A 23,476-nucleotide genomic window follows, 5' to 3' on the forward strand; every position below is an offset into this window, starting at 1 on the left:
TCTAAAATCAACACTTTAAAGGAGAAACCAATGGCATCAAATAGAGAATCTTATGTAAACCATAATAAAAAGAAGCGAAAGAGAAAGAAAATCCTAACCTTCATTCTAGTACCATTACTGGTGATTGCCGCAAGTGGCATTGGCTATGGCGCATTCCTCTATACAAAGGCAAAATCAGTGGTAGAAGACTCCTACCAGCCGATTGACAGAGAATCTTCTCTCCGTGATGCGGCAGTAGACCCTGATATAGATGATATATCGATTCTGTTTATCGGTGTCGATGACAGTGAAAAACGTTCGTCATCATCTGGAACGACGAGATCTCGTTCAGATGCATTAATGCTTGCAACATTGAATGAAAAAGAAAAATCAGTCAAGCTATTGAGCATTCCCCGTGATTCCTATGTTTATATCCCTGAAAGAGGCTATAACGACAAAATCACACATGCCCATTACTTTGGCGGTGTAACATCGACCATTGAAACAGTAGAGAACTTATTGGATGTACCTGTAGATTATTACGCAAAAATGAACTTTGATGCTTTCATGGATGTTGTTGAAGCACTTGGCGGCATTGAAGTTGACGTTCCTGTAACATTTACAGAGCAAAACTCGAAAGACCAAAAAGGTGAAAATGCTATTCATTTAGAAAAAGGCTTACAGACTCTTAATGGTGAAGAAGCGTTAGCACTAGCTAGAACACGAAAAATCGACAATGACATTGAACGCGGGAAACGCCAGCAATTGATTATGAAGGCAATTATGGATAAAGCTGTTTCCGCTCAAGCTATTACAAAGTATTCCAAGCTAATGGAGGCTGTCGGCGATAACATGACAACAGACCTTTCATTCAGCAATATTCAGTCCCTTCTGGCATATGCGACAGCTGAAAACGGCCTGCAAGTGGAAAGCTTGACTTTAACTGGCTCTGACGGCAACGTAGATGGTGCATATGTGTACCAGTTAGACCCAACAGCATTGGAAGAAACAAAAGCAATCCTGCAGGAGCATCTAGGAATTAAAGATGATATAAACAGCAGTGATGACACAACAACGGATACTACTGGTTCTTCTGATACTTCTACAGACAGCACTACTGGAACGACGGACAGCACAGGCACATCAACGACGGATTCGACATATAATGAATCCACAACAGATACAACGACAACTAATTAAAAGTCACAAAAAAGACGATGGGACAAGCCTCCCATCGTCTTTTTTATTGTTTTCCCTATAAAATGGCTAGTTTTTGTAAATACTATTGATGCCATAAAAACTATCACGAACGAGGGAAACATCGATGATTAAATCAGTTTGGTCATTAATTAATTATGCGCTCGAAAGGCCGCTGTGGTCGGAACATGATTCATTTTTGATGGATGATGAAGAGGACGAACTTCCAGTGCTTGAGAGCATTACAGATGATGATTTGTAATTAGTAATCATCAAAAAAAGCTTACCCATTGGTAAGCTTTTTTTGATTCTGCTTTAACGCTCTTTATCTGCTGCATATCGTATATCGTTAATGAATTTAAGGATAGGCTTATAATTCTTGCCGACAAGCCCTATCTTTTCGACAAATAACTCTATAATCAGCAGCACTGTCGCAATCAGGAGAATAGCTCCCCACACCTTCGCTTGTGAGAAGATGACAGCAACTAATCCAAAGAATGTCGCCATTGCATAAATCACGATAACCGTCTGTCTATGTGTGAAGCCGATATTAAGCAGACAGTGATGAAGATGGGATTTATCAGGTGCAGATAAAGGCTGCTTGTTAATAAGCCTGCGGATAATTGCAAAAAACGTGTCTGAAATCGGTACACCTAAGATGATCACTGGAATGACGAACGAGATTAATGTAACGTTTTTAAAGCCTAGCAAGGACATAACAGCGATTATATATCCGAGGAATAATGCACCTGTATCACCCATAAAGATTTTCGCCGGATAAAAGTTAAAGAACAAAAATCCTAATGTACTTGCAAGCACAATTGATGAAATGGCGATAACATAACCATTGCCCATAATCATCGCCATCCCAGTAATCGTGAACAAGGCGATGGAGGAAACTCCTGCAGCTAGTCCATCCAGACCATCAATTAAATTAATCGCATTCGTAATTCCGACGATCCAAAGAATCGTAATTGGAACATCGAGGAACCCAAACTCAATTTGACCCCCGAACGGCAAGTTGATGAATTCAACTTGTACGCCGCCCCACACAACCACAACTACCGCTGCTAATGTTTGCGTCAAAAATTTAATCTTGGCAGACAGATTATAAATATCATCTAATATGCCTGTGATGATAATGATTGTGCTTCCGATTAAAATCGGGAAATGATAATCTTTATTCGGATTGATAATTAAAGCTCCGATAATGAAGCTGATATATATTGCTAAACCGCCCATACGGGGCATAATTTTCTGATGTACTTTACGTTGTTCTGGTTTATCTACTGCTCCTAATTTAAATGCCAGTTTTTTCACTAAAGGAGTAAGTATGATGGATCCAAAAAAACATGTAATAAGTATTATATAAATCATAAGATCCTCCCCAATGCCCCTTTAAATATTAGGCATCTGCGCTTTCTTCTTAAGCTTATATTTTCAAAAATGATTATAGCATATTTCATCTTAATAAATCTTGTTTAAATCTTCATGATAGTTTACATTTAAATTACAATATGTTAAAACCCTTTATAAATATATAATATAAGACGTAGTATCACAAGAAAAAGTTGCACTGTTTACTTATAATATGGACATAAAATCTCCATCTTAATGCTATTTCCCCGCTTTTCTCTATTGCCAATCATTCCTTACCTTTACAATTGCAATAAAAAACAGCATCCAAGCGAGGCTGACCGAACAACAAAGCCTCTTTTGGATGCTGCATATAATTAGCTGTGTACTGTTTCTTTCTCTTCACTTCGTTCTTTAAAAGCATTTTCCCTGTACTGCTTCTTCTCTTTATTGGACATCTTTTTATAATCGTCCATAAATTTTTCGTAAGCTGGGATAACGTCTTTAATGCTGCCTTCCATTTTTACCTTGCCAAATTCAAGCCAAATCGCTTTTTCACAGAATTTCTTCATTTGGCCGATAGAGTGGCTGACAAAGAACATCGTTTTGCCGCGTTCCTTAAATTCTTGCATTTTTTCCAAACATTTCTCGCCAAATGCCTTATCCCCTACTGACAAAGCTTCATCAATAATAAGGACATCTGGATCTGTATGAACAGATATTGCAAAACCAAGACGAGAACGCATCCCGCTGCTGTAGGATTTAACTGGCTGATCAATGAACTTGCCGAGCTCCGCAAAATCGATGATATCCGGCTCAAGAGCCTTAATCTTTTCTTTGCTGAAGCCGAGCATTAAGCACTTCAGCTCAATGTTTTCCCTACCTGTCAGCTGATTATTAAGCCCTGCTGCAACAGCAATCAAGGAAGCCTGTCCATCTATTTCAACAGTCCCGCTCGTTTCTGGAACGATGCCTGCAATAATATTGGAAAGCGTCGACTTACCAGAACCGTTTATGCCGACAAAGCCGATCGTATCCCCTTTTTCCGCTTCAAAGCTAACATCTCGAAGAGCATAGAAAGGCTCGCCATAGCTTTTCGGCAAGAAAATATCCATCATTTTTTCCTTGTTGCTGCTGTATAGTTTATATCTTTTCGTCAAGTTCTTCACTACGACAGATTTTGTCATACAATCACTTCCATTATAAGAAATCAATAAAATGCCTTCTGAACCTTACATGTAAATAAGAACCTAGGAATAAGAAGACAAGCAGAATAGCCCAGAAATAAAGGGTTAACCAGCCATGCTCGATAAAGAACCAGCCTTCGCCTAAAAGCGAATAGCGGACACCTTCAATCAAATAATAAAATGGATTCAGCTGCATTACAAATTGGAATGTTTCACCGAAGCGGTCCTGTAACGGCCAAAGAATCGGTGTAATATAAAGCAAAACCCTCATTAATGATTGAACGAGCATTTGAAAGTCCCTCACTATTGTTGAAATTGTCGATGTGATTAAGGACAAAGAAAATAAAAACAGAATTGTTGCTACCAAAAAGTATGGAAGCTGCAAATAGTATATGTTAATTGGTAATCCGATAAACTGAAAAATAATGATTGTCACAAGCATCAGCAGCAATTGCGGCATTAACTTCGACAAAATCACATAGGATGGGATCGCACTTAACGGGAAGTTCATGCGAGAAACCATCTTCAGTCTTGTATAAATCGATTTCGAACCATGTGTTATTGACGGATAAATAAAGAACCAGATGGTAATCCCTGCAAGCATCCATGGGAAGAACTCGTATGTTCCTCCACCAGCATATTCAATAGGATCCCTGTCTTGTACATACCCGAAAACAAACCAATAAATTGCAATCTGAATAGCAGGGTTCAACAGTTCCCATAAGCTTCCCAAATAGTTATTGTTGTTGGCACTTTTCAGTTCATAGGCAGCCAATCTATTGATCAAATGAAAATTATCATATTGTTCTTTTATTACTTTAAACATTGAAACCATGTAAACCTAACCCTTCTCTCATAAGCCAAATAGGACTAAATGGGCTTTTTAATGTAAGCTTAAGTATGTTTGCTCTACTTAAGGAATACTTCTTCAACCACTCTCTTAGATGCTTCCCCATCTTCCAAATAACAAAACGTATTATAGAACTCCTCGAACTGTTCGTTAAGAGGCTCTTTTTCCGCTTGGCGGATATATTCAATAACTTCATCCGTTGTTTTTGCTAATGGACCTGGTGCCTTTTGCTCAAAATCAAAGTAAAAGCCGCGAAGCTTGTCACGATATGTGTCAATATCATATACGTAGAAGATCATTGGTCTTCTTAAGTTACCGTAATCGAAGAATACGGAAGAATAATCAGTAATCAGCAAATCAGAAATCAAGTAAAGCTCCCTGATATCCTCATAATTCGAGAAGTCATAGGCAAAGCCTACATATGGAGTAAGATCGAAGTTCTCTGCAACTAAATAGTGCATCCGTAAAACGACGATATAATCATCACCAAGCTCTTCTCTTAGCTGGTCAAGGTTTAACTCTAAATCAAACTTATATTTTCCTTTTCCATAGAACTGATCATCACGCCATGTTGGTGCATAAAGGATAATTTTCTTATCCATCGGCAAGGCGAATTTCTCCTTAATGGCAGTGATATTATCCACATGATTATCATTAATCAACGCATCATTCCGCGGATAACCTGATTCAATCATCGTTCTGTCGAAATCGAAAGCTCTTGCAAAGATTTCGCTTGAATAAGCATTTGGTGATACAAGATAATCCCAGTTGCTTGCTTCTTTAAGGAAATTTCTTTTATATTTCTTTGTATTGGTGCCAGGCATATGCACTTCATCCATATCGGCAGCAAGTCGTTTCAGCGGTGTTCCATGCCAAGTCTGCAAGTATGTTGTATTCTTTGGTTTTGGAATCCAAAGCGGCAGACGGCTGTTGCTTACCCAATATTGAGCTCGCGCCATTCTGAAGAGCCATTTGATAGAGAATCTCGGCGTGATGTTAATGCCTCTGTCCTCAAAGTTTTGAATGAATCTTTTATCAACACTCCAGTACAGCTTATACTCTGGGTGGTTTTCTTTTAAATATTCATAAATCGCTCTTGGGCTGTCACTGTACTGTTTACCCAAAAAGCTTTCAAATATGACTGTATTTTTGCTTGCTGGAAGCATGCCGAGCATTTTAAATGCAAGCTTAAAGAGCTTCTTCGCCTTTTTGCTTCGCTTAATACGCACAAGCTTGCCTTTAATTCTTGCTTTAAGCTCCATTTTTGCATTAAAATCAGCAACTTTAACAGAAAGATAATTGTTTTTCGCTGTTGATTTAAGCAATACTCTTTTTTTGCCGTACATCGTAGTAATACGAGTTCTTTGTCTTTTATATTTTGGATTAAAGGACACAAACTTTAATCTCGGGCTGAGTATTTTTACTGTTTCGCCATTTTCTTCATACGTAAGCTCCAAATAGAAGCGATAATAGATAGCTTCTGACTGGAAAAGATATTGGCTCAAGTCAAGTTTGCCTTCAAAGCCGATTGTTTCGTAGTTATGGTCGGTACCGCCGTACATTTCCTGCAAGTCGCTTCGATGCTTGTTCTCAAGAGCAATATTATATACTTCCTCATTGATATTATTCGTGATAATCAGCTTTTTTTCGACAGGCTGCTTTTGTGACTGCGGATTGAAGCCGTATCCAGAAATATGCACAAGACTACCGCTTGTGAGATGGGCTTCCTCAATATTCGCAATAATTCTTTGGACAACTGTCTTAAAGGACACATTTCCTTTATTCGTTGTATAAGCATAGAACATTGTACCCTCTTCATATAGGTAGAAGTTAAGCTCTAGTGCTGCCTTATTGCTTTTTATTCTATATTTCTTTTCTATGTCTGCTTCTTCGTCCTTCACAACTAAGTACAGATCCCAAACAGCTTCTTTGCTGAAATCCTCTTTATTGTCAGTCAGGCTTATTGCCGATTCGTAAATTCCAAAATCCTCATTTATATCAATTTGCTTGATGGATCCTGCGACTACATTTTCAGAGCCCCTTTGAATTAGTACAAGGCTTGTCTGCTTCGCCTCAAGCAATTCATGTTTAAAACAGAACTTCACAGATAATAGATCATTATTGATAAATACCTTATGTGCCTGTTTATGAACATATCCAGATTCACTCATTATGCTACTCCTCTCAAACATACAGTACCGAAATTCACGTACTTTACAATCTATCAAACATTATATAGGTTACGTGAATGGATTTCAAACTTATTTAGAAGACCCCTGCCCAAAGTCATTGACAATCGTCATTCTTGTCACAGAAATGAAAAAAACCTATAGCTGCAGGCCTTTACAGGCCCGCACTATAGGATGAGCTTACTTAATATTCAAGCCAAGATTTGAATTGATCGTCGTATAGAATTGGTACAGCTTCTTATCCATAATCTTTTGTGTGTAATCTAAGCGGATTAAGCTGATTTTTTGGTATTCATTATAGCGGACAAATATTGCATAGCTTCCTTTTGAGAACTCAAGCATTGTAGTCAATGGAATAGTCAATCGGAAATGATGCTTATCGACTCTCTCGACAGCAAAGGAATACTGATTTTCCGTATTTCCTCGGTCGCGGAGAATCATATCATCCACATTATCAATGGAATCACCATATAAATGGAAGTCCAATGTATAATCGTTTTCGCCGAACACACCCTCTTCATAAAAGCCGGCCATAGCAACGCGAATATGCTTCTTATCTTCAAATGGTGTAACCATGTAAGGCTCATTATCACGCACGACAATATCCTTCACTTTTTCTTTTTTATCCCATTTGTACAAATCGGCAATTTTATCTTGTTCACCGTTTAAGTACATGTTATAAACAACTTTATTAATCGGATGGAAGAATTGATCCTCAATGTTGTAGCCAAGATCCTTTGTTGTTTCAAGAACTTCATTAAATTTATCGTAATATGCTTTTTTATTTTTGCTTTTAAAGAAATGCTGACGATTAAAGAATCTTGTGATGCAATCGAATTCGTAGAGACGATTCAAAATCATCTTTTCCGTTTTCTCATCGAGTTTCTTTGCCTTCACATAGTTGATAACTTTAATGTTTGTATCCATCTTTTGCATAATGCTCGTCTGTTTCGTCAGTGAAGCATCGTTTTCATCAAGCCTGTTCAAGTAGTAGATAACATTAGTAGTCGTTGAGATTGTTTTAGTTGCTACTAAAACATCAATAAAGAACTGCTTGTCCTCTGCGTATTTCATTTCCGGGTAACGGATATTGTTTTCTTTTAGCAGGCTTGTTTTCATCATACGGGAACGCGGCCCTAAATGCTGGAATATATGTGGGATTGATGTTGCGAGAATGCCTCTTCTTTCTTTGCATGACTCATGTTCCCCAACTATTTTAGTAGATTTGCTTTCTACTTGGATTGTCTTCCCAACAACATAATCATCATTTGTTTCTTTAAGAATATTGTAAAGAATCTCCAAGCCGTTGCTTTCCAACCAGTCATCAGCATCAAGGAAGGTAATATACGGAGCTGTTGCAAGCTCGATACCAAGGTTTCTTGGCTGTGCAGGCGTTCCTGTATTTTCCTTCAAGAAAACAACCATCATATTTTGATGTTTTTGAGCATATTCCAGCAGCATTGGTCTGGACATATCTGTTGAACCGTCATCAACAAGAATATATTCCACATTATCAAAGCCGATTGTCTGGTTGATAACAGAATCTACTGTTTTGCTTAAGTATTTTTCTGCATTATAAACAGGTGTGACTACTGTTACCAGCTTATCCTTCTTCTTTTTTAAGACATTGAATATGCTGCTTTTTTTATTGTAGACATAGTAGCCTTCATTATTATAGTCAATTTTATGTTGTGCTTCGAATTGTTTTTTATTATAGCTAGACACTATAAAAACACCGCCTCTTCATTATCAAATACACTATGTATTTTAGATGGACTTTTTGTTTACAAAAGTAACCATTTTATTATTATACACATTTTGCAGTTTTTCTTAAACATTAACCTATCATATTTAGGCAAGCAAGCAAAAATAAGCATTATTACTACTATTCTAAATAGTAGTATTGCACTAAATCAAATAAAAGCCAGCACTCCTTAAAGAAAGTGCTGGCATCTTTATCATTTATAGATCGGAACTTCAAAATACATCTCGTAGGAATCAAGCAAATCATATAATAATTTCATTCTGTTTACTTGTTTGCTTGCCCAGCCTACATCTGTAGCATATTGGTGAACTCCTGGATTGTCGGAATTCCATCTCATCTTATAGAGCGTGTCTTGTTTGTATGTGGCATTATTTATATAATTTTTGCCGATAAACTCTGCTCCGCCGACGATTGCTTTTTCCGGCGTTGTCCAGCCTTGTTTGTAAGCATATTCTGATCCGCTCTTAGTCGGTGAATCATCGTATGCTGCGATTCCATACATATTATAAACAGTTTTTGGTGTTACTGCTTTGCCGTCCACGCTCGAAACGGTTACGCCTGTAGCAAGCTCAGAGGTTCCGTTTCCTGTTTCAAGCATAGCATGAGAAATCAAATATATTTCATTGATTCCATACTGCTTGCCAGCATCTATGAAGGAACTCGCCTTTCCGACGAAAATTCCTTTGCCATTCAGAATTTTTTCGTTTACTTCGGTCTCATTTAAGTTCGCACTTTCAGACAGCTTCAGGAATTGAAGCTTCTGCTTTTCATCATTCATAAAGTTCTCTGGATTTAAATAGTATTTAATGTCCATAGGACCTGCGTTGACCCATGTGTGATAGGACAGCCTATATTGTGCAGGCACATCAGATGTGGCTGCAGCAGTTTCATCATAATATTTATAGAAATCTACTTCATACCAGTCCATCCCGGAATCGTCCGCTACCTTTGACAAAATAGTCACTTTATCACCAGTTGTAAATTTGCCGATTACCCAATCAGTCAGGCTTGGACCTCCTCGGACATTCCAGCTGCCGCTTGTAATAAGTCCGTAATTACTATAGCTGCTAATATAAGAGAACGCATCTTCTCTCATATATGCTTTATACTTTTTATCTGTTTGAGCATATTTGCTCGCCTGAATTGTAACCGCATCATCTAATGAATAAGATAAATAGTCATATGCTGTAAATACAGCTTTTGCTTTCTTCATTTCAAACTTCACTGAGGCATTTCCAGTGTTCTCGTAATATTTAAGAACAAATTTATGCTCACCCTTTGCAAGGCTGTAGCCCGAAACTTCCCGCTTGCCAGCACTGCTTTGCCATGAATCTATTACTTTTTCACCATCTATCTCTAAGATGACACCATCATCAGCAAGGATTGTGAAATTATATAAACCGTCTTCTGCGATATAAATATTTTTCCGGTAAACAGCCGAAAACTTATCTGCACTCAAGCCGGATGGCGATCCTGAACCCCAGTCAAAGTAAACATCTGTTACCTTTGCAATTGAATCCTTGCCCCCGACAATGACTGGTTTTACACTGTCTGTCAATGTATAGACAGGAATCTCATCCTCCCCGATAATCTTCGGATAATACTCTGCATACCAGCCAGAATCATGAACTAAATTATCTTCTGAGTACGGCACAAAGGATAGCTGGAATTTCGCAGCACTCTTATTGTCGTAATACCGCACTTCAATCCAGTGGATATTGCCGTCCTTCGTATCGGCAATCTTAACTTTTGTAGCCTTCTCACGGTAAGATCCGTTACTCCACTGATCAATGACTAATTGACCATCAACAAAAATCTGAACCCCATCATCAGACAGCCCGCGGATGATATATTCTCCTGCTTCGATTCGTTTTGCTGTCACATACTTTGCTGAGAAGCCATCTGCTTTCACTGTTGATGCAGGTGCATTTGTACCAAAATCTTGGGTAAGTGTAAAACTGTTGCTGTTATTTACAACCTTTGAATTCACTGGAGCTCCTGCCAATGTCATATTATTATAATAGTACGCAATCCAGTTGCCTAATGGCTGTACATCTGCAAAAGCATAGGCACTGCTGCCATTATCGTAGTAGTCTGTCTGGATTAGATGATCGCCAGAGCTTAAACCTGTGATCAATCCGTTATTATACACGCCGCCTGAATTTTTCCAGCGGTCGATAATAGCTTGATTGTCTACTTTGACACGAATGCCGTCATCTGCAAACGTTGAAACAAAATAATCCTGATTTCCTGTGATCTTTTTCAGGAAGGATGCAGAAAAACCATCTGCGGGAATTCCAGCAAGTGGCGCACTCTTATTCCATTTATATTGAATAAGCTTGACCGTTTGCTTTGCATTCTTTCCGCCGACAACTATACCATTTCCAGATAGACTCTTTGTTGGATAAAATATATTCAGCCAATCACTTGAAGTAACAGTTTGCTCCAATGGTTTGATATCAAAGCTTAGCTTTGACTTCCCGCTTTTCTCCAAGTATTGAACTTTAATCCAATGAACATCCCTTTTAGCGGCATCTGATACTTCCAGATCACTAATGCTGATTTTCATTGCATTTTCTGCTGAGCTGCTGCCCCACTTGTCTAACACCAGCTTATCATCTACATAAACACGGATTCCGTCATCTGCCATTGCACGAATAACATAATCTCCTGCTGACAGCTTCATCGCAGTAATGAACTGTGCTGTATAATTGTCAGCTGGAACGCCGGATGCAGGACTTCCAGTGCCAACATCAAAGCTGAAAGCACCATTTCCGTCTCCCTTTATACTTTTATTGTTCGCAGGCACTCCTTTTAATCCAGTGTTTGCATAATAATAACCAAGCCACTGTCCAAACGGAAGGGCATCTGCACTCACAAAAGCATTGCTTGTTTTTTCCAAATAATTAATTTGCAAAACATTATTAGATGATTGCAGATTTGTTATTGCTGCTTTATTCTCTTTACCTGAAGATGAAGTCCAGCGATTGAATAAAGACTGTCCATTGACTGCTGCACTAATGCCATCGTCTGCAATTGTATGAACAAAGTAATTACCTGCATTCAGCAGCTTATAATAAGAAGCAGAAAAATTATCTTTACTAGTTTTCGAGTTTGGAGCATTAGTTTTCCAGTTGAAAAACACATTGCTGATTCCTCCATACACATTTCCTGTTCCAGCTGCAGTTGTTCCGTTAAAATAGGCACCTAACCACGAGTTGGCAGTTAACTCTTCCTTAACAGGTTTAATGGAGAAATCTAAATAGCTTTTGCCCGTTTTTTCCACATATTCAATTCTGATTGCATGCGCGCTTCCTTGGGCAGAATCAGCCACATTAATTAGGATTTTTTCTTCTCCCGGACTTTTCTTTTCAAGGATTTTTTTATTATCTATAAAAACTTGGATTTCATCATCAGATTTTGTGCTGATCACATACTGCCCTGCGGCAAGGTTTTTATAGGTGTACAGCTTCATCGAAAAATTATTTGCACCAATATTTTTTGCACCTGGTGCATTATAGCCATAATTAAATGCGAGGTCTGACTCTGAAGATGTGAAATGAAAGGCATCTTCAGGTGCACCTTTTTTAGTTGTATTATTGTAGAAATAGCCGACCCAACTGTCAAAAGGCAACACATCAGCAAACAGGATAGACTTTCCTCCTGCCTCCACATACTCTGCAGTTACATTATGGGCTCCTGCTGTCATATTTTTCATAGGTGTAGAAAAGGTTTGGCCAGAGGTGCTCCAACCATCTATATATAATTTATTATCCAGATACATCCTGACACCATCATCAGCAAATGCTTGCAGAAAATAATCCTTCTGACTATCTTGGACATTAATGGTCTGTGTAAATGATGCGGAAAAATTATTCGTCCCAACACCAGTCATCGGCTTATCATAGCCCCAGTTCAGATGAAGATTTTGAAACTGTGCAGCTATGCCTTCTCCTGACAGGCTGGAATTATTATAGAAATTCCCTGACCAGGCTGCTTCTGCTGCCTTTTTTTGTTCAGGGCAAATAAACCAAAGACCAACAATAGAAAAAAACAACAAAACATAAGTCTTCTTGCCTAGTAACTTTTCTATAATCATACACCTCATCATTTTAGTAGTTTTATATACTTATATTATCTATGAAAAGAGGGTGTATGTTAATAGCATCTAGTATGAAAATCACAGGTAAATCATCCTAATACTGGCAATAAAAAAAAGAGGGTTTTCACCCTCTTTTATAAAGCTTCTTATTTATTGTTTACAGGCTCATCCTGCAATTTTTCAACTAAGTCTTTTAAGTACACTTCCAACTTGTCTTTAATATCATCACGTTTTAAAGCAAGCTCGATTGTTGTCTGAATGAAACCTAACTGCTCACCGACATCATAACGATTTCCTTCAAATTCGTAAGCGAACACTCGTTGGATTTGGTTAAGCTTTTCGATCGCATCTGTCAGCTGGATTTCTCCGCCTGCACCTACTTCTTGCTCTTCAAGGAATCGGAAAATTTCCGGAGTGAAAATATAGCGGCCAATAATCGCTAAATTAGATGGAGCAGTACCTTGCTTTGGCTTCTCTACGAACTTTTTCACTTGGTGTCTTCTTCCAGAGTCGTCAATCGGATCAACAATACCATATCGGTGTGTCTCTGAATCAGGAACAACTTGAACACCGATTACGGATGATAATGTTTGGTCATATTGGGACATAAGCTGACCTAAACATGGATCTTCACTATCGACAATATCATCGCCTAACAAGACTGCAAATGGTTCATCACCGATGAAGTTTCTCGCACACCATACAGCATGACCTAAACCTTTCGGCTCTTTTTGACGAATATAGTGAATATCAACATTAGATGATTCTTTCACTTTTTTAAGAAGGTCGAACTTCTCTTTCGCAACTAGGTTTTCTTCTAATTCCCAAGCGTTATCAAAATGGTCCTCAATCGCTCTTTTCCCTTTTCCAGTAACAATGATGATGTCTTCAATTCCAGAAGCAATTGCTTCTTCAACAATATATTGGATAGTCGGTTTGTCTACGATTGGTAGCATTTCCTTTGGCATCGCTTTTGTAGCTGGTAAAAATCTAGTTCCAAGACCTGCAGCTGGTATTATCGCTTTTCTTACTTTAGACATTTATTTACCTCCAAATTATTCCTATCTTACCTCTATTTTATATGCAATACTATTTATTGTCCACCGATTACAGCAGGGCAAAAGTTTCTATTTTGTTTCAATTATTAATTAGTATACAGAAAAATGTTTGTTCTGATACATATGTACAAATACATCTGATTGGAGTACTTCTATGTTACTAGGCATAATTGCTGATTCAGAAACGAATATTAATATAATAATTTGTTGAAATTTGTATTCAAACCCACGTATTTCTGCTATCTTAAAAGTAGTTTTATCAATATTTGTCAAGATATGGAGGTATAGCCAATATGAGGTCGGAAAAACCTAAAAAGAAGAAACGAAAGTGGCTGCGAATCACTGGCATTATACTGCTGATCCTTTTAATAGGTATCGGTGCTTATGTATATACGGTTTATAATTCCCTATCAAATGCCGTGAACTCAATGCACGAGCCTGTTGACAGGGAAACAACAAAACGAACAGAAACGTTAAGTTTAGAGCAGCAGGAGCCTTTTTCAGTATTGATGCTCGGCGTCGATGAACGCGACGGAGACAGCGGTAGATCAGATACGATGATTGTCATGACCGTTAATCCAGAGAAGAAATCTGTAAAAATGCTCAGCATCCCTCGCGATACACGGACAGAAATTGTCGGACACGGAACAACAGATAAAATCAATCACGCTTATGCATTTGGCGGTGTTGCCATGTCTATGGATACTGTTGAGAACTTCCTGGACATCCCAATTGATTATTATATGCAAATCAATATGGAAGGTTTTAAAGATATTGTAGATTCTGTTGGCGGAGTTACTGTGAATAATGACCTTGATTTCACGTATGAAGGTGTTCATTTCCCTGAAGGACAGGTTACCCTTGACGGTGAAAAAGCACTTAAATTCTCTCGTATGCGTTATGAAGACCCTCGCGGAGACTTCGGACGCCAGCTGAGACAGCGCATGATCATCCAAGCAGTGTTGAAGGAAGGGGCAAGTTTAAACTCGCTTACTAACTTCGATGATATCTTTGCTGCGTTAAGCAAAAACATTAAGACAAACCTTACATTTGATGAAATGGTAGATATCCAAAAGAATTATAAACAAGCTGCCGGCAACATCGAGCAATTAACGATTAATGGCACAGGCCAGACAATTGACGGCGTTTGGTATTTAATTGTGGATGATGCAGAAAAAACTAACATCCAGACGGAACTAAAAGACCATTTAAAAGTAAACTAACCTTAGAAGGAGATAAGCATATGCTGCTTATCTCCTTCCCTTTGCCTTTATGACACTGTTTGACAGAAAATATGTTTAGATGACATTTTTTTCAGCAATTTTTCAATTTTATGAAAGCAGCTGGCGATTAATATAGAAATACTTGTCATAATGGGGGAAAGGTTTTAAAATAAGGTAATTGGGAAACAATAAATCATAAATTTAAGGTAATTATGAGAAAACGCTTGGACAAAAATCCATGCACATTGACTAACACTGCTAAATAAAATAACAGAATGACTAGCCGTTATTATAAGAAGCACAAGGAACTTCACATTTAGGAGGATACAAATGAAAAAAGTAATCACTTATGGCACCTTCGATTTATTGCACTGGGGTCATATTAATATTTTGAAAAGAGCAAAAGAACTTGGGGATCATTTAACAGTTGCCCTGTCCAGCGATGAATTCAATGCAATTAAAGATAAAAAAGCATACCATAGCTATGAAAACAGAAAAATGATTTTGGAAGCAATCCGTTATGTGGATGAAGTTATCCCTGAACATGATTGGGATCAAAAGGTTAGAGACGTTGTTGACCATAATATCGATGTATTCGTAATGGGTGATGACTGGGAAGGGAAGTTCGACTTCTTGAAAGATTATTGCGAAGTTGTTTACCTGCCTAGAACTGTCGGTATCTCTACTTCTAAAATCAAGAAGGACCTATTCAAGGTAAAGTAATATGATAAGGGAATTTGCGATTTCCTTGTATTTAACGCTATTTTCTTTGTTGTTTCGGATTAGCAGCCTATTCCCGCAACAAAAGAAAATAGTTTTTTGTGTGTCTTTCCCTGAAAACAGCATGCATATATATGAAGAACTTAAGAAAACTGCTGACGACAAACGCTGTATTTTTCTGGCAGCAACAGCACAAACGAAAGAAATGCTCGAGGAAAAACAAATTGGTCAAGTGCTTGAATTTACACCACGAAAGCCTAAAGCCTTTTTGGCAGGAATTCGGTATCTTGCGACTGCAAAAGTAGTTATTCTTGATAATTATTTCGGCTTCCTCTCAAGCATTACATTCAAGCCAAATGTTAAGGTGCTTCAAATTTGGCATGCTGCCGGTGCCATCAAAACCTTTGGATTGAAGGATTCGAGTATTCAAAATCGGACAAGCAAAGCTAATCAGCGATTTAAGGATGTATACAGCAAGTTTCAATATGTAATTACCGGCTCACATGAGATGGATCATATTTTTCATGAAGCATTCTCGATTCAAGAACGGCAAATAATGCATACCGGAATACCTCGCACAGATATTTTTTTTGACGAAACACGCAAAAAGGAAACAATAACAAAAGTATATAGCGAGTACCCTCAGTTTGAAAATAAAAGAATTCTATTATATGCTCCAACCTTCAGAGGCGAAAATAACGGCATTACAAATTCAAACCTCGACATAAAGCAATTGAAAAACAGGCTAGGTGAGGACATTGTCATCTTAATTAGACTTCACCCATCTATTAAAGAAAAGGCACACTTGCCTGAAATGGATGCTGCTGTCTATGATGTTTCAGAATATCCTTATATTAATGAACTGCTTCTCATTACCGACCTGCTCATTACGGATTACTCTTCTATCCCATTCGAGTACTCTTTCTTGAGAAGACCAATGATATTCTTCCCATATGATCTCGAAGAATATGCAAAGGACAGAGGTTTTTGGACAGACTATAACAAACTCGTACCAGGTCCTGTCGCCCATACGACAGCAGAGCTCGCAGACATCCTGACAAAAAATGAGTATGACTTAAATCGCATAGATACATTCCATAAACGCTGGAACGAATATTCCACAGGACAGTCCAGCGAAAAAGTCGCTGCATTAATAATAGAATGGCTAAACGACTGAAGCTGTCTTCAGTCGTTTTTTTCTATATATAGTAGAAAATATTAATTGGAGCTATCAGAAATTAACATCCTCCTTCTAAACGCCCCCCTGAAAATGTCTACAGCAAAAACCGACTAAAGCGCCCTTTAGTCGGTTTTTTGACGAAATAATGCAGAACATGCTGGAATAAGGAAATTCCCCGAAATTTCTCGGGAAATAAAATGTCAGCATTTGTTGATATTTTTGTTGTTTCTTATTTGTCCGAATGCGGTATAAGTAGTATATGAAAACAAACTTCCAATAGGAAAGGATGATACTAAATGAAAATAAAAGCAGGAAGCTGGAGACTATTAACTACTCAGGACAAGCAGTTCATCTTGCACACATTAAGTATTCTTTCTAAATTTAAGGGCGGAAAATAAAAAGGGCGAAAGCTGTCACTTTTCATAAATTTCGATTGGCAGCCCATCTGGATCTGCAAAAAATGTAAATTTTTTATCTGTAAATTCATCTACACGAATATCTTCTACTTCAATAGATTGACTTTGTAAATAGGAAACTGTTTCAGCAATGTCATCCACTTCAAATGCGATATGACGCAAGCCTGCTGCTTCCGGAAAACTCGGCCTTTTCTTCGGATTGGGAAAAGAGAATAGCTCTAGCTGATAAACATCGTTAACCATAAGGTCGAGTTTATATGAATTACGCTCTTCCCGAAAGACTTCTCTAATTGGTTTGAATTTTAAAATATCCACATAAAATGATTTAGAAATTTGATAATCACTGCAAATAATTGCTATATGATGCACTTTGTTGACTTTCATATTATCGCTCCTTTTTCCATATGTTTCATTCTGTAAAAAAAGCGAAGAAATGCAAGCTGCATTCCTCCGCCAAAGCAAACATCATGCTTTTTTATGCCAGTCCCAAGCACTTTCGATAATAGTCTCTAAGCCTCTTTCTGCCTTCCAGCCAAGATCTTCATAGATTTTGCTTGATGAGGCAATGAGTCTTGCAGGGTCTCCTGCTCGTCTTTCTGCCAAAACAACATTAGCTTGTTTGCCTGTCACCTTTTCACATGTTTCAATGACTTCTTTAACGGAATAGCCAACACCATTTCCCAGATTATATGTTTCCGCCTGTTTGCTGCCATCTAAAAGAGCCTCCACTGCTTTAATATGGGCAGCTGCTAAATCTGTTACATGGATATAGTCACGGATACATGTGCCATCTTCTGTCGGATAATCTGTTCCAAAAACAGAAATAGACTCTCTTTGTCCTAATAAATGCTGCAGGATAATCGGAATCAAATGTGTTTCCGGATCATGCTGTTCACCGATAGCTCCTGACTCATGGGCACCTGCTGCATTAAAGTAGCGAAGAACCACATAGTTCAATCCGTATGCTGCATGAAAATCAGCTAAGATTTGTTCTACCATCAGCTTTGATTTTCCATAAGGATTGATTGGGGATGTTTTAGAGCTTTCTAAAATAATTTCATCTTCTGGAATACCGTATGTAGCTGCTGTTGATGAAAAAATGAAATTTTTAACATTATATTTAAGCATTGTCTTCAACAATGTTAAAGTATTGGCAACATTATTTTCATAGTATTTATATGGGTCTTGCACTGATTCGCCGACTAAGCTGAACGCAGCAAAATGCATAACTGCTTTAATTGGATATTTAGAAAAAATCGGCTCCAAATCTTCTTCTTTTCCTAAATCTCCTTTAATGAATACTGCTCTTTCATCCACAGATTCCTGATGGCCTGTCGCCAGGTTATCGAGTACGATGACTTCTTCCTTTTCAACTAGTTCTTTTACTAGATGACTGCCGATATAGCCGGCTCCGCCTACTACTAGAATCATATTAAATCTCCTTTATATACATAATTTTTCTCACAATCTATTAATACCCGTATATTGTCATTTTATCACATGACTATTTAGAAAAAAATTTTCATTGGCAAATTTTCCTTATTTCATACTTTGTACAGGTGTGAATTTCCCTAGAAAAAAAGGAAGGATGTCATCATCCCCCCTTTTTCGTCAGCCAGCTGCCGGCATTTTTCTTTTTCTGTTTTTTAAAACATAATAAAAAAATTCCACATGACCGACTAAGTTACGCTTCCATAATCTCTTCGGCTCTTTCAGCATTCGATAAAGCCATTCAAGACGCAGCTTGCGAAAAAAAGCCGGGGCTCTTGTAACATTGCCTGACGAAAAGTCTAAAAATGCCCCGACTGCAAATGCCAGCGTGCAATTTAACCTTTCCCTGTTTTCAGCAATCCATTTTTCCTGTATAGGCATCCCTAATCCTACTAGAAGGATGTCTGTTTGCTTGTCATTAATATCCGCAATAACATCAGCTACACTGCCGGAATCAAAATAGCCGTGCTGTTCTCCAACAAAGTTCAAATGAGGGAACTGCTGCTGTAATCTATGCAGAGCCGCCTCAGCAACACCAGGCTTTGCTCCGAGTAAATATACATTATATTGTCTATCTTTATGACTTTTAAGCTTATTAAACAAAGCCGGAATAAAGTCTGTGCCGTTCAAGTTCTCCTTAAAAGAAAAGCCAAACATTTTAGCGCCAATTTCGATCCCGATTCCGTCATTCAGCAAAAATTCACTGCTGTTAAGAAGGTTTAAGTATTCGTTATCCTTCTGGGCTAAGTTATAACAATGATCGTTCAGGAAAAATACATTTGCTTTATCATATGCCTTTAATTTATCTGTCATTGCGGCAATCGCTTCATTTGTATGAAGAACATTCACCTCAATGTTTCCCATCCACTTCTTGTCCATCTCGTAATGTCTCCTGCCTTGCATAGTGTAGCTTCATTATATAAAAATTTAAGGCATGTTACAATTATCCCCATGGTTCTTTGCTGAAACTAGTCATTTTGTTGGATTTTGTCGAAACTTTACCTCACTAAAAACTTTTAATATGTGAATAAAAAGTGATAAAATATACATGTGTTTTTAAAAGACTTTTCAAACTAGCAATATGCTTGAACTTAAGACAGCAACAAAACAAATTATCCAAGATAAAGGCAAACCATCTGAAAAGATGGGACGCAAAGCTACAGATCTAAGGCAGCTCATACTGCTATGATGGCTGGGTCACCTTATGAGAATATAAGGAGGTTTTATTACGGTGTTAAATTTGTTACCAGTAAAAGAACTAGAAACGATAGATCCAGCAGAGCTAGATAGCGAGTGGGTTGAATTGGTGCTTGAAGCCAAACGCTTAGGACTTACTAGCAAACAAGTAAGTGCTTTTCTTTCCAATCAAAAACCAGATTTAAAATAGTATACACTACTTTTCTGAACAATCTTTTAAAAACACCTCTTATGGATATGCAACATGCATGGCACAGTTTATGTACATAAAGACAAACATTCCATATAATGAAATGTTTGCCGTAAAGAACGTTATCTGTGCTTCTTATCCATATTGCTCCACATTTGCCTTATTACCCTTCGTTTTCTCTATCCTGTCATGTAAAAACTTATAAACCTCATCTTTAATTTCTTCATTCTGAAGTGCAAAATCAATGGTCGTTTTTACAAAGCCAAGCTTTTCACCGACATCATATCTGTCTCCTTCAAAATCATAAGCAAAGACGCGCTGTATTTGATTCAGCTGCTGAATAGCGTCAGTCAACTGAATTTCTCCGCCTGCACCTGTTTTTTGGTTCTCTAAAAACATAAAAATTTCCGGTGTCAGGATATATCTGCCTAAAATCGCCAAATTCGATGGCGCAGTCCCTTTCTCCGGCTTCTCAACGAAATTCTTCACTTGATATCTTCTGCCTGCTTTCTCTCCAGGATCAACAATGCCATATCGGTCTGTTTCTTCTTCTGGAACTTGCTGAACTCCAATGATGGAGGACTGAGTTTCCTCAAATTGATTAATCAGCTGCTTTAAGCACGGAACATCACTCTGCACAATGTCGTCTCCAAGGAGCACGGCAAAAGGTTCATCCCCAATGAAATTCCTTGCACACCAAACTGCATGCCCCAACCCTTTAGGCTCCTTTTGACGGATATAATGGATATCAGCCAAATTAGAGGCAAAGCGGACTTTATTCAGCAAATCATCTTTGCCTTTTGCTTCAAGATTCCATTCCAAATCATTGGCACTGTCAAAATGATCCTCGATTGATCTTTTTCCTTTACCAGTGACAATAATAATGTCCTCAATTCCAGAAGCGACCGCTTCCTCTACTATGTACTGGATAGTCGGCTTGTCTACGATAGGAAGCATTTCCTTTGGCATTGCTTTTGTAGCAGGCAAAAATCTAGTTCCAAGTCCTGCTGCTGGTATGATAGCCTTCCTAATTTTCTTCATGGTGTATTCCCTCCTAATTATTATAGGATTCTTTTCCCTTGTTTCTATCAGGATAAACTATCATTTCTACTATTAGATATAGGGATTCTTCCGGTGGCTTTTTCTGCTTTGTTCACTTAAGCCTTGGGAGATTAAATAGAACGAAAATAGAAATAGCATAAAAGCTAGTAAAGGATATATAAGAATCCACTGTGTATAAGATAGAAACGCACGAGACTGCCCAATCAGCCCAGACCATTCATTTGTCATAGAGATATAAGTAGAGAAATCAGGCTGAAACACAGTTCCACCAAAAAACAAATTAAATATCGCCAACTGTCCCATTAAATGCAGCACCTGAATGGTTTCATTCAAATACAGAATGATAAAATCCCCTTTTAAAATAGGCAGGATATGTTTTTTTAAAATATGGCTTTTGTTCCCGCCAAGTGTGACGGAAGCCATAATAAAAAGATTTTCTTTTATTTCGGCTGTTTTTGAATAAACAACATTATACACACCTGGCACTCCAAGTGCTGCCATTAGCACTCCTTGTATCATAATAAGAGAGAATGTTGACAGACTTGGGTTTATATTGATTCCGAGCATAATGAAATAAATGATGATAACAGGCGGAATACTTGTTAATAGTGTTATTCGTCCATGCTTGCTTCTTTTTCTTCCGTTTGCAGCCAATCCGCCAAATACACCAGCAATTCCTCCTGCAAAAAGCCGGACTGCAGCAACAATTAACACCGTAAACACTGTATATTTAGCACCATGAAGAATAAGGGATAATATATCCTTCCCCCATTTATCTGTTCCAAATAAATATTGCTCTGATGGTTCTAATGGCGGAGCAACAAATTCTTTGCCATTATCTGTCTCCATGTATCCTACCTTCACCTTATAATCAGCAGGATATGGAGCAATATAAGAACCGAACAAACCAATCAGCACAAACACTGCTAATAGGAACAGACCTGTGACAAGCTTTACATTCCATTTCTTAGTCATACTTCAAGATCCTTTCCATAAAAATAATAAGCATGTACAGCAGGAAAAAAACTGCTCCATATAACAAGAACAAAGCTACCAGGCAAAATATGACCAAATTATACTGATAGCCAAAATAAGCTTGTGTCTGAAAGAACAAGGCCGTTATTCCGTTCAGGTTAAAGATATATTCTACAATGAATAAATTGCTGATCATAATTGCCAAAATTTTATGCAAATCTGCTTTTAAATAAGGGGTCACATTCGCTGTAACATGGTACAAGTAAATATCCTTTTTCTTAACCCCTTTAGCAATCGCTGTAAGAATATAATCCTGTGTCAGCACATCCTTTGTTTTTTCATTTAACGCTTTAACGGCATACAACAGCGGAATAATAATCAAAGTGATAATTGGCAGCAGAACTGCTGTATCATTCGAATCAAAGGAAGCCACTTTAGCAAGCTTAATACCAAAGTTTTTATATACAATGGTTACGAACAGCTGCAGCAGCAATATAAGGATAAAATCAGGCAATATACCTAGCAGGCTGATTACCTTGCCAAAAAAGCGTTCGTTCACCTTCCAAAACCATATTCCGAGCAGAAAAGTCAGTGCAAGCACACTGATACCGGCAATTATTAAATAATAAAAAGAATCGGCAAAACTGTCCCCAATAACAGTAAAGATAAAAACAGACCGATCTCCTTGGGTAAAATAATAGGAATCTCCGCTAAACAATCCTATGAAAAAAACTTTTATGATGGCAAAAACTCCAGAAACATTAAATACAATTTCTCCACTGTTCCCACTGAACAAAACAAGAGGAAATGCAGCAAGCACAAGCAAGAAAATGAGGCTGAGCAATTGGGCAAAGGTTGCCTTCCATATTCTCATAAAATTCCTCCCGTTCTGTTAATTACTATTTTTATATATAATTCGATTCACTAAATACCAACCATACTAATCTACCATATAATTCTAGTGCTTATCAATAAAGATTTTTACAATTTAGAATAAACGAATAGATTTACTTTAGCATTATATCTGTATAACAGAAAAGAGCGTCTCTTTTTGGACGCTCTTTAAATTTGGGGTTGGTATGGGGATTTGATTGATTCTCTTTAAGAAGGTTTTTGTTTAAAACGACCTTTAAACGGGAGGGAGAAATCTACTTCTTTTTTGGGAATATATGCTTTTTAGAGTGTAGGCAAGGAGCGTTGTGTTTTGGAGAATTCCTCTTGTATTACATATTCTAATTGGCGAATCCGAACATTTTGCTGTTCCATTTTTTTTAGTGTTTTAGCTTGCATGGAAATTAAAGCGGACAGCAAGTCGGACATATTTTCACTGCTGTTCATC

At 37.8% G+C, this 23,476-nt stretch carries 20 protein-coding genes and 1 riboswitch; of the genes, 6 read left to right on the forward strand and 14 right to left on the reverse strand.

Features of this window, described 5'->3' with window-relative positions:
- Positions 1–30 precede the first annotated feature (30 nt).
- Positions 31–1,179, forward strand: coding sequence for an LCP family protein (locus LXM54_RS13195; protein ID WP_233315680.1), 1,149 nt, complete (start codon positions 31–33; stop codon positions 1,177–1,179).
- 124 nt (positions 1,180–1,303) lie between these two features.
- The gene (locus tag LXM54_RS28005; RefSeq protein ID WP_267913391.1) at positions 1,304–1,438 is read left to right on the forward strand and encodes a hypothetical protein; all 135 of its coding nucleotides are present in this window, start codon (positions 1,304–1,306) and stop codon (positions 1,436–1,438) included.
- Positions 1,439–1,491: 53 nt separating this feature from the next.
- Here the strand turns inward: LXM54_RS28005 and LXM54_RS13200 are convergent, their stop codons facing one another.
- From LXM54_RS13200 to galU (LXM54_RS13235), 7 genes are all read right to left on the reverse strand, one after another.
- A complete protein-coding gene (locus LXM54_RS13200) occupies positions 1,492–2,553 on the reverse strand; it encodes a glycosyltransferase family 4 protein (RefSeq protein ID WP_233315681.1) in 1,062 nt (353 codons plus the stop codon).
- Positions 2,554–2,909: 356 nt separating this feature from the next.
- Entirely contained in the window at positions 2,910–3,719 is an 810-nt protein-coding gene (gene tagH, locus LXM54_RS13205) for a teichoic acids export ABC transporter ATP-binding subunit TagH (protein ID WP_233315682.1), read from the reverse strand.
- Between the two features lie 13 nt (positions 3,720–3,732).
- A complete protein-coding gene (locus LXM54_RS13210) occupies positions 3,733–4,554 on the reverse strand; it encodes an ABC transporter permease (protein WP_233315683.1) in 822 nt (273 codons plus the stop codon).
- A 74-nt stretch (positions 4,555–4,628) separates the two neighbouring features.
- The gene (locus LXM54_RS28280) at positions 4,629–6,740 is read right to left on the reverse strand and encodes a CDP-glycerol glycerophosphotransferase family protein (RefSeq protein ID WP_282581404.1); all 2,112 of its coding nucleotides are present in this window, start codon (positions 6,738–6,740) and stop codon (positions 4,629–4,631) included.
- Between the two features lie 198 nt (positions 6,741–6,938).
- Positions 6,939–8,483: a glycosyltransferase family 2 protein gene (locus LXM54_RS13220; RefSeq protein WP_233315684.1), complete on the reverse strand. Its 1,545-nt coding sequence runs from the start codon at positions 8,481–8,483 to the stop codon at positions 6,939–6,941.
- Positions 8,484–8,716: 233 nt separating this feature from the next.
- On the reverse strand, positions 8,717–12,622 hold the full coding sequence (locus LXM54_RS13230; protein WP_325169577.1) for a PA14 domain-containing protein: 3,906 nt from the start codon (positions 12,620–12,622) through the stop codon (positions 8,717–8,719).
- Positions 12,623–12,771: 149 nt separating this feature from the next.
- Complete coding sequence (gene galU / locus LXM54_RS13235; RefSeq protein ID WP_233315685.1) at positions 12,772–13,665, reverse strand: UTP--glucose-1-phosphate uridylyltransferase GalU; 894 nt, start codon at positions 13,663–13,665, stop codon at positions 12,772–12,774.
- A 311-nt stretch (positions 13,666–13,976) separates the two neighbouring features.
- Between galU (LXM54_RS13235) and tagU the strand changes: the two genes are divergently transcribed.
- The 3 genes from tagU to LXM54_RS13250 all read left to right on the forward strand — a co-directional run bounded on the left by tagU (position 13,977) and on the right by LXM54_RS13250 (position 16,803).
- A complete protein-coding gene (tagU, locus tag LXM54_RS13240; RefSeq protein ID WP_233315686.1) occupies positions 13,977–14,906 on the forward strand; it encodes a polyisoprenyl-teichoic acid--peptidoglycan teichoic acid transferase TagU in 930 nt (309 codons plus the stop codon).
- Positions 14,907–15,236: 330 nt separating this feature from the next.
- On the forward strand, positions 15,237–15,629 hold the full coding sequence (gene tagD, locus LXM54_RS13245) for a glycerol-3-phosphate cytidylyltransferase (RefSeq protein WP_233315687.1): 393 nt from the start codon (positions 15,237–15,239) through the stop codon (positions 15,627–15,629).
- 1 nt (position 15,630) lies between these two features.
- Positions 15,631–16,803 (forward strand): CDP-glycerol glycerophosphotransferase family protein, encoded by a 1,173-nt coding sequence (locus tag LXM54_RS13250; RefSeq protein WP_233315688.1) that lies wholly within the window; start codon positions 15,631–15,633, stop codon positions 16,801–16,803.
- Between the two features lie 416 nt (positions 16,804–17,219).
- Here LXM54_RS13250 and gloA2 read toward each other — a convergent pair whose 3' ends face one another.
- From gloA2 to LXM54_RS13265, 3 genes are all read right to left on the reverse strand, one after another.
- A complete protein-coding gene (gene gloA2 / locus LXM54_RS13255) occupies positions 17,220–17,606 on the reverse strand; it encodes an SMU1112c/YaeR family gloxylase I-like metalloprotein (protein ID WP_233315689.1) in 387 nt (128 codons plus the stop codon).
- Between the two features lie 81 nt (positions 17,607–17,687).
- A complete protein-coding gene (galE, locus tag LXM54_RS13260; protein ID WP_233315690.1) occupies positions 17,688–18,653 on the reverse strand; it encodes a UDP-glucose 4-epimerase GalE in 966 nt (321 codons plus the stop codon).
- Between the two features lie 180 nt (positions 18,654–18,833).
- Positions 18,834–19,592 (reverse strand): WecB/TagA/CpsF family glycosyltransferase, encoded by a 759-nt coding sequence (locus LXM54_RS13265; protein ID WP_233315691.1) that lies wholly within the window; start codon positions 19,590–19,592, stop codon positions 18,834–18,836.
- A 237-nt stretch (positions 19,593–19,829) separates the two neighbouring features.
- Positions 19,830–19,918, forward strand: a riboswitch (cyclic di-GMP riboswitch).
- Between the two features lie 26 nt (positions 19,919–19,944).
- Here LXM54_RS13265 and LXM54_RS13270 point away from each other — a divergent pair.
- Positions 19,945–20,100: an anti-repressor SinI family protein gene (locus tag LXM54_RS13270; protein ID WP_233315692.1), complete on the forward strand. Its 156-nt coding sequence runs from the start codon at positions 19,945–19,947 to the stop codon at positions 20,098–20,100.
- Positions 20,101–20,235: 135 nt separating this feature from the next.
- On the opposite strand, the gene galU (LXM54_RS13275) is transcribed toward LXM54_RS13270, so the two are convergent.
- The 4 genes from galU (LXM54_RS13275) to LXM54_RS13290 form a co-directional block, all read right to left on the reverse strand.
- A complete protein-coding gene (gene galU / locus LXM54_RS13275; protein WP_233315693.1) occupies positions 20,236–21,141 on the reverse strand; it encodes a UTP--glucose-1-phosphate uridylyltransferase GalU in 906 nt (301 codons plus the stop codon).
- A gap of 72 nt (positions 21,142–21,213) precedes the next feature.
- The gene (locus tag LXM54_RS13280; protein WP_233315694.1) at positions 21,214–22,137 is read right to left on the reverse strand and encodes an ABC transporter permease; all 924 of its coding nucleotides are present in this window, start codon (positions 22,135–22,137) and stop codon (positions 21,214–21,216) included.
- Positions 22,130–23,011, reverse strand: a complete 882-nt coding sequence (locus LXM54_RS13285; protein ID WP_233315695.1) for an ABC transporter permease subunit — start codon at positions 23,009–23,011, stop codon at positions 22,130–22,132. The genes LXM54_RS13280 and LXM54_RS13285 overlap by 8 nt, the downstream gene beginning before the upstream one ends.
- A 302-nt stretch (positions 23,012–23,313) precedes the next feature.
- Positions 23,314–23,475, reverse strand: coding sequence for a hypothetical protein (locus tag LXM54_RS13290; protein ID WP_233315696.1), 162 nt, complete (start codon positions 23,473–23,475; stop codon positions 23,314–23,316).
- Between the last annotated feature and the right edge of the window lies 1 nt (position 23,476).

It is taken from the genome of Bacillus sp. Au-Bac7 (assembly GCF_021341655.1).
GTDB lineage: Bacteria > Bacillota > Bacilli > Bacillales > Cytobacillaceae > Niallia.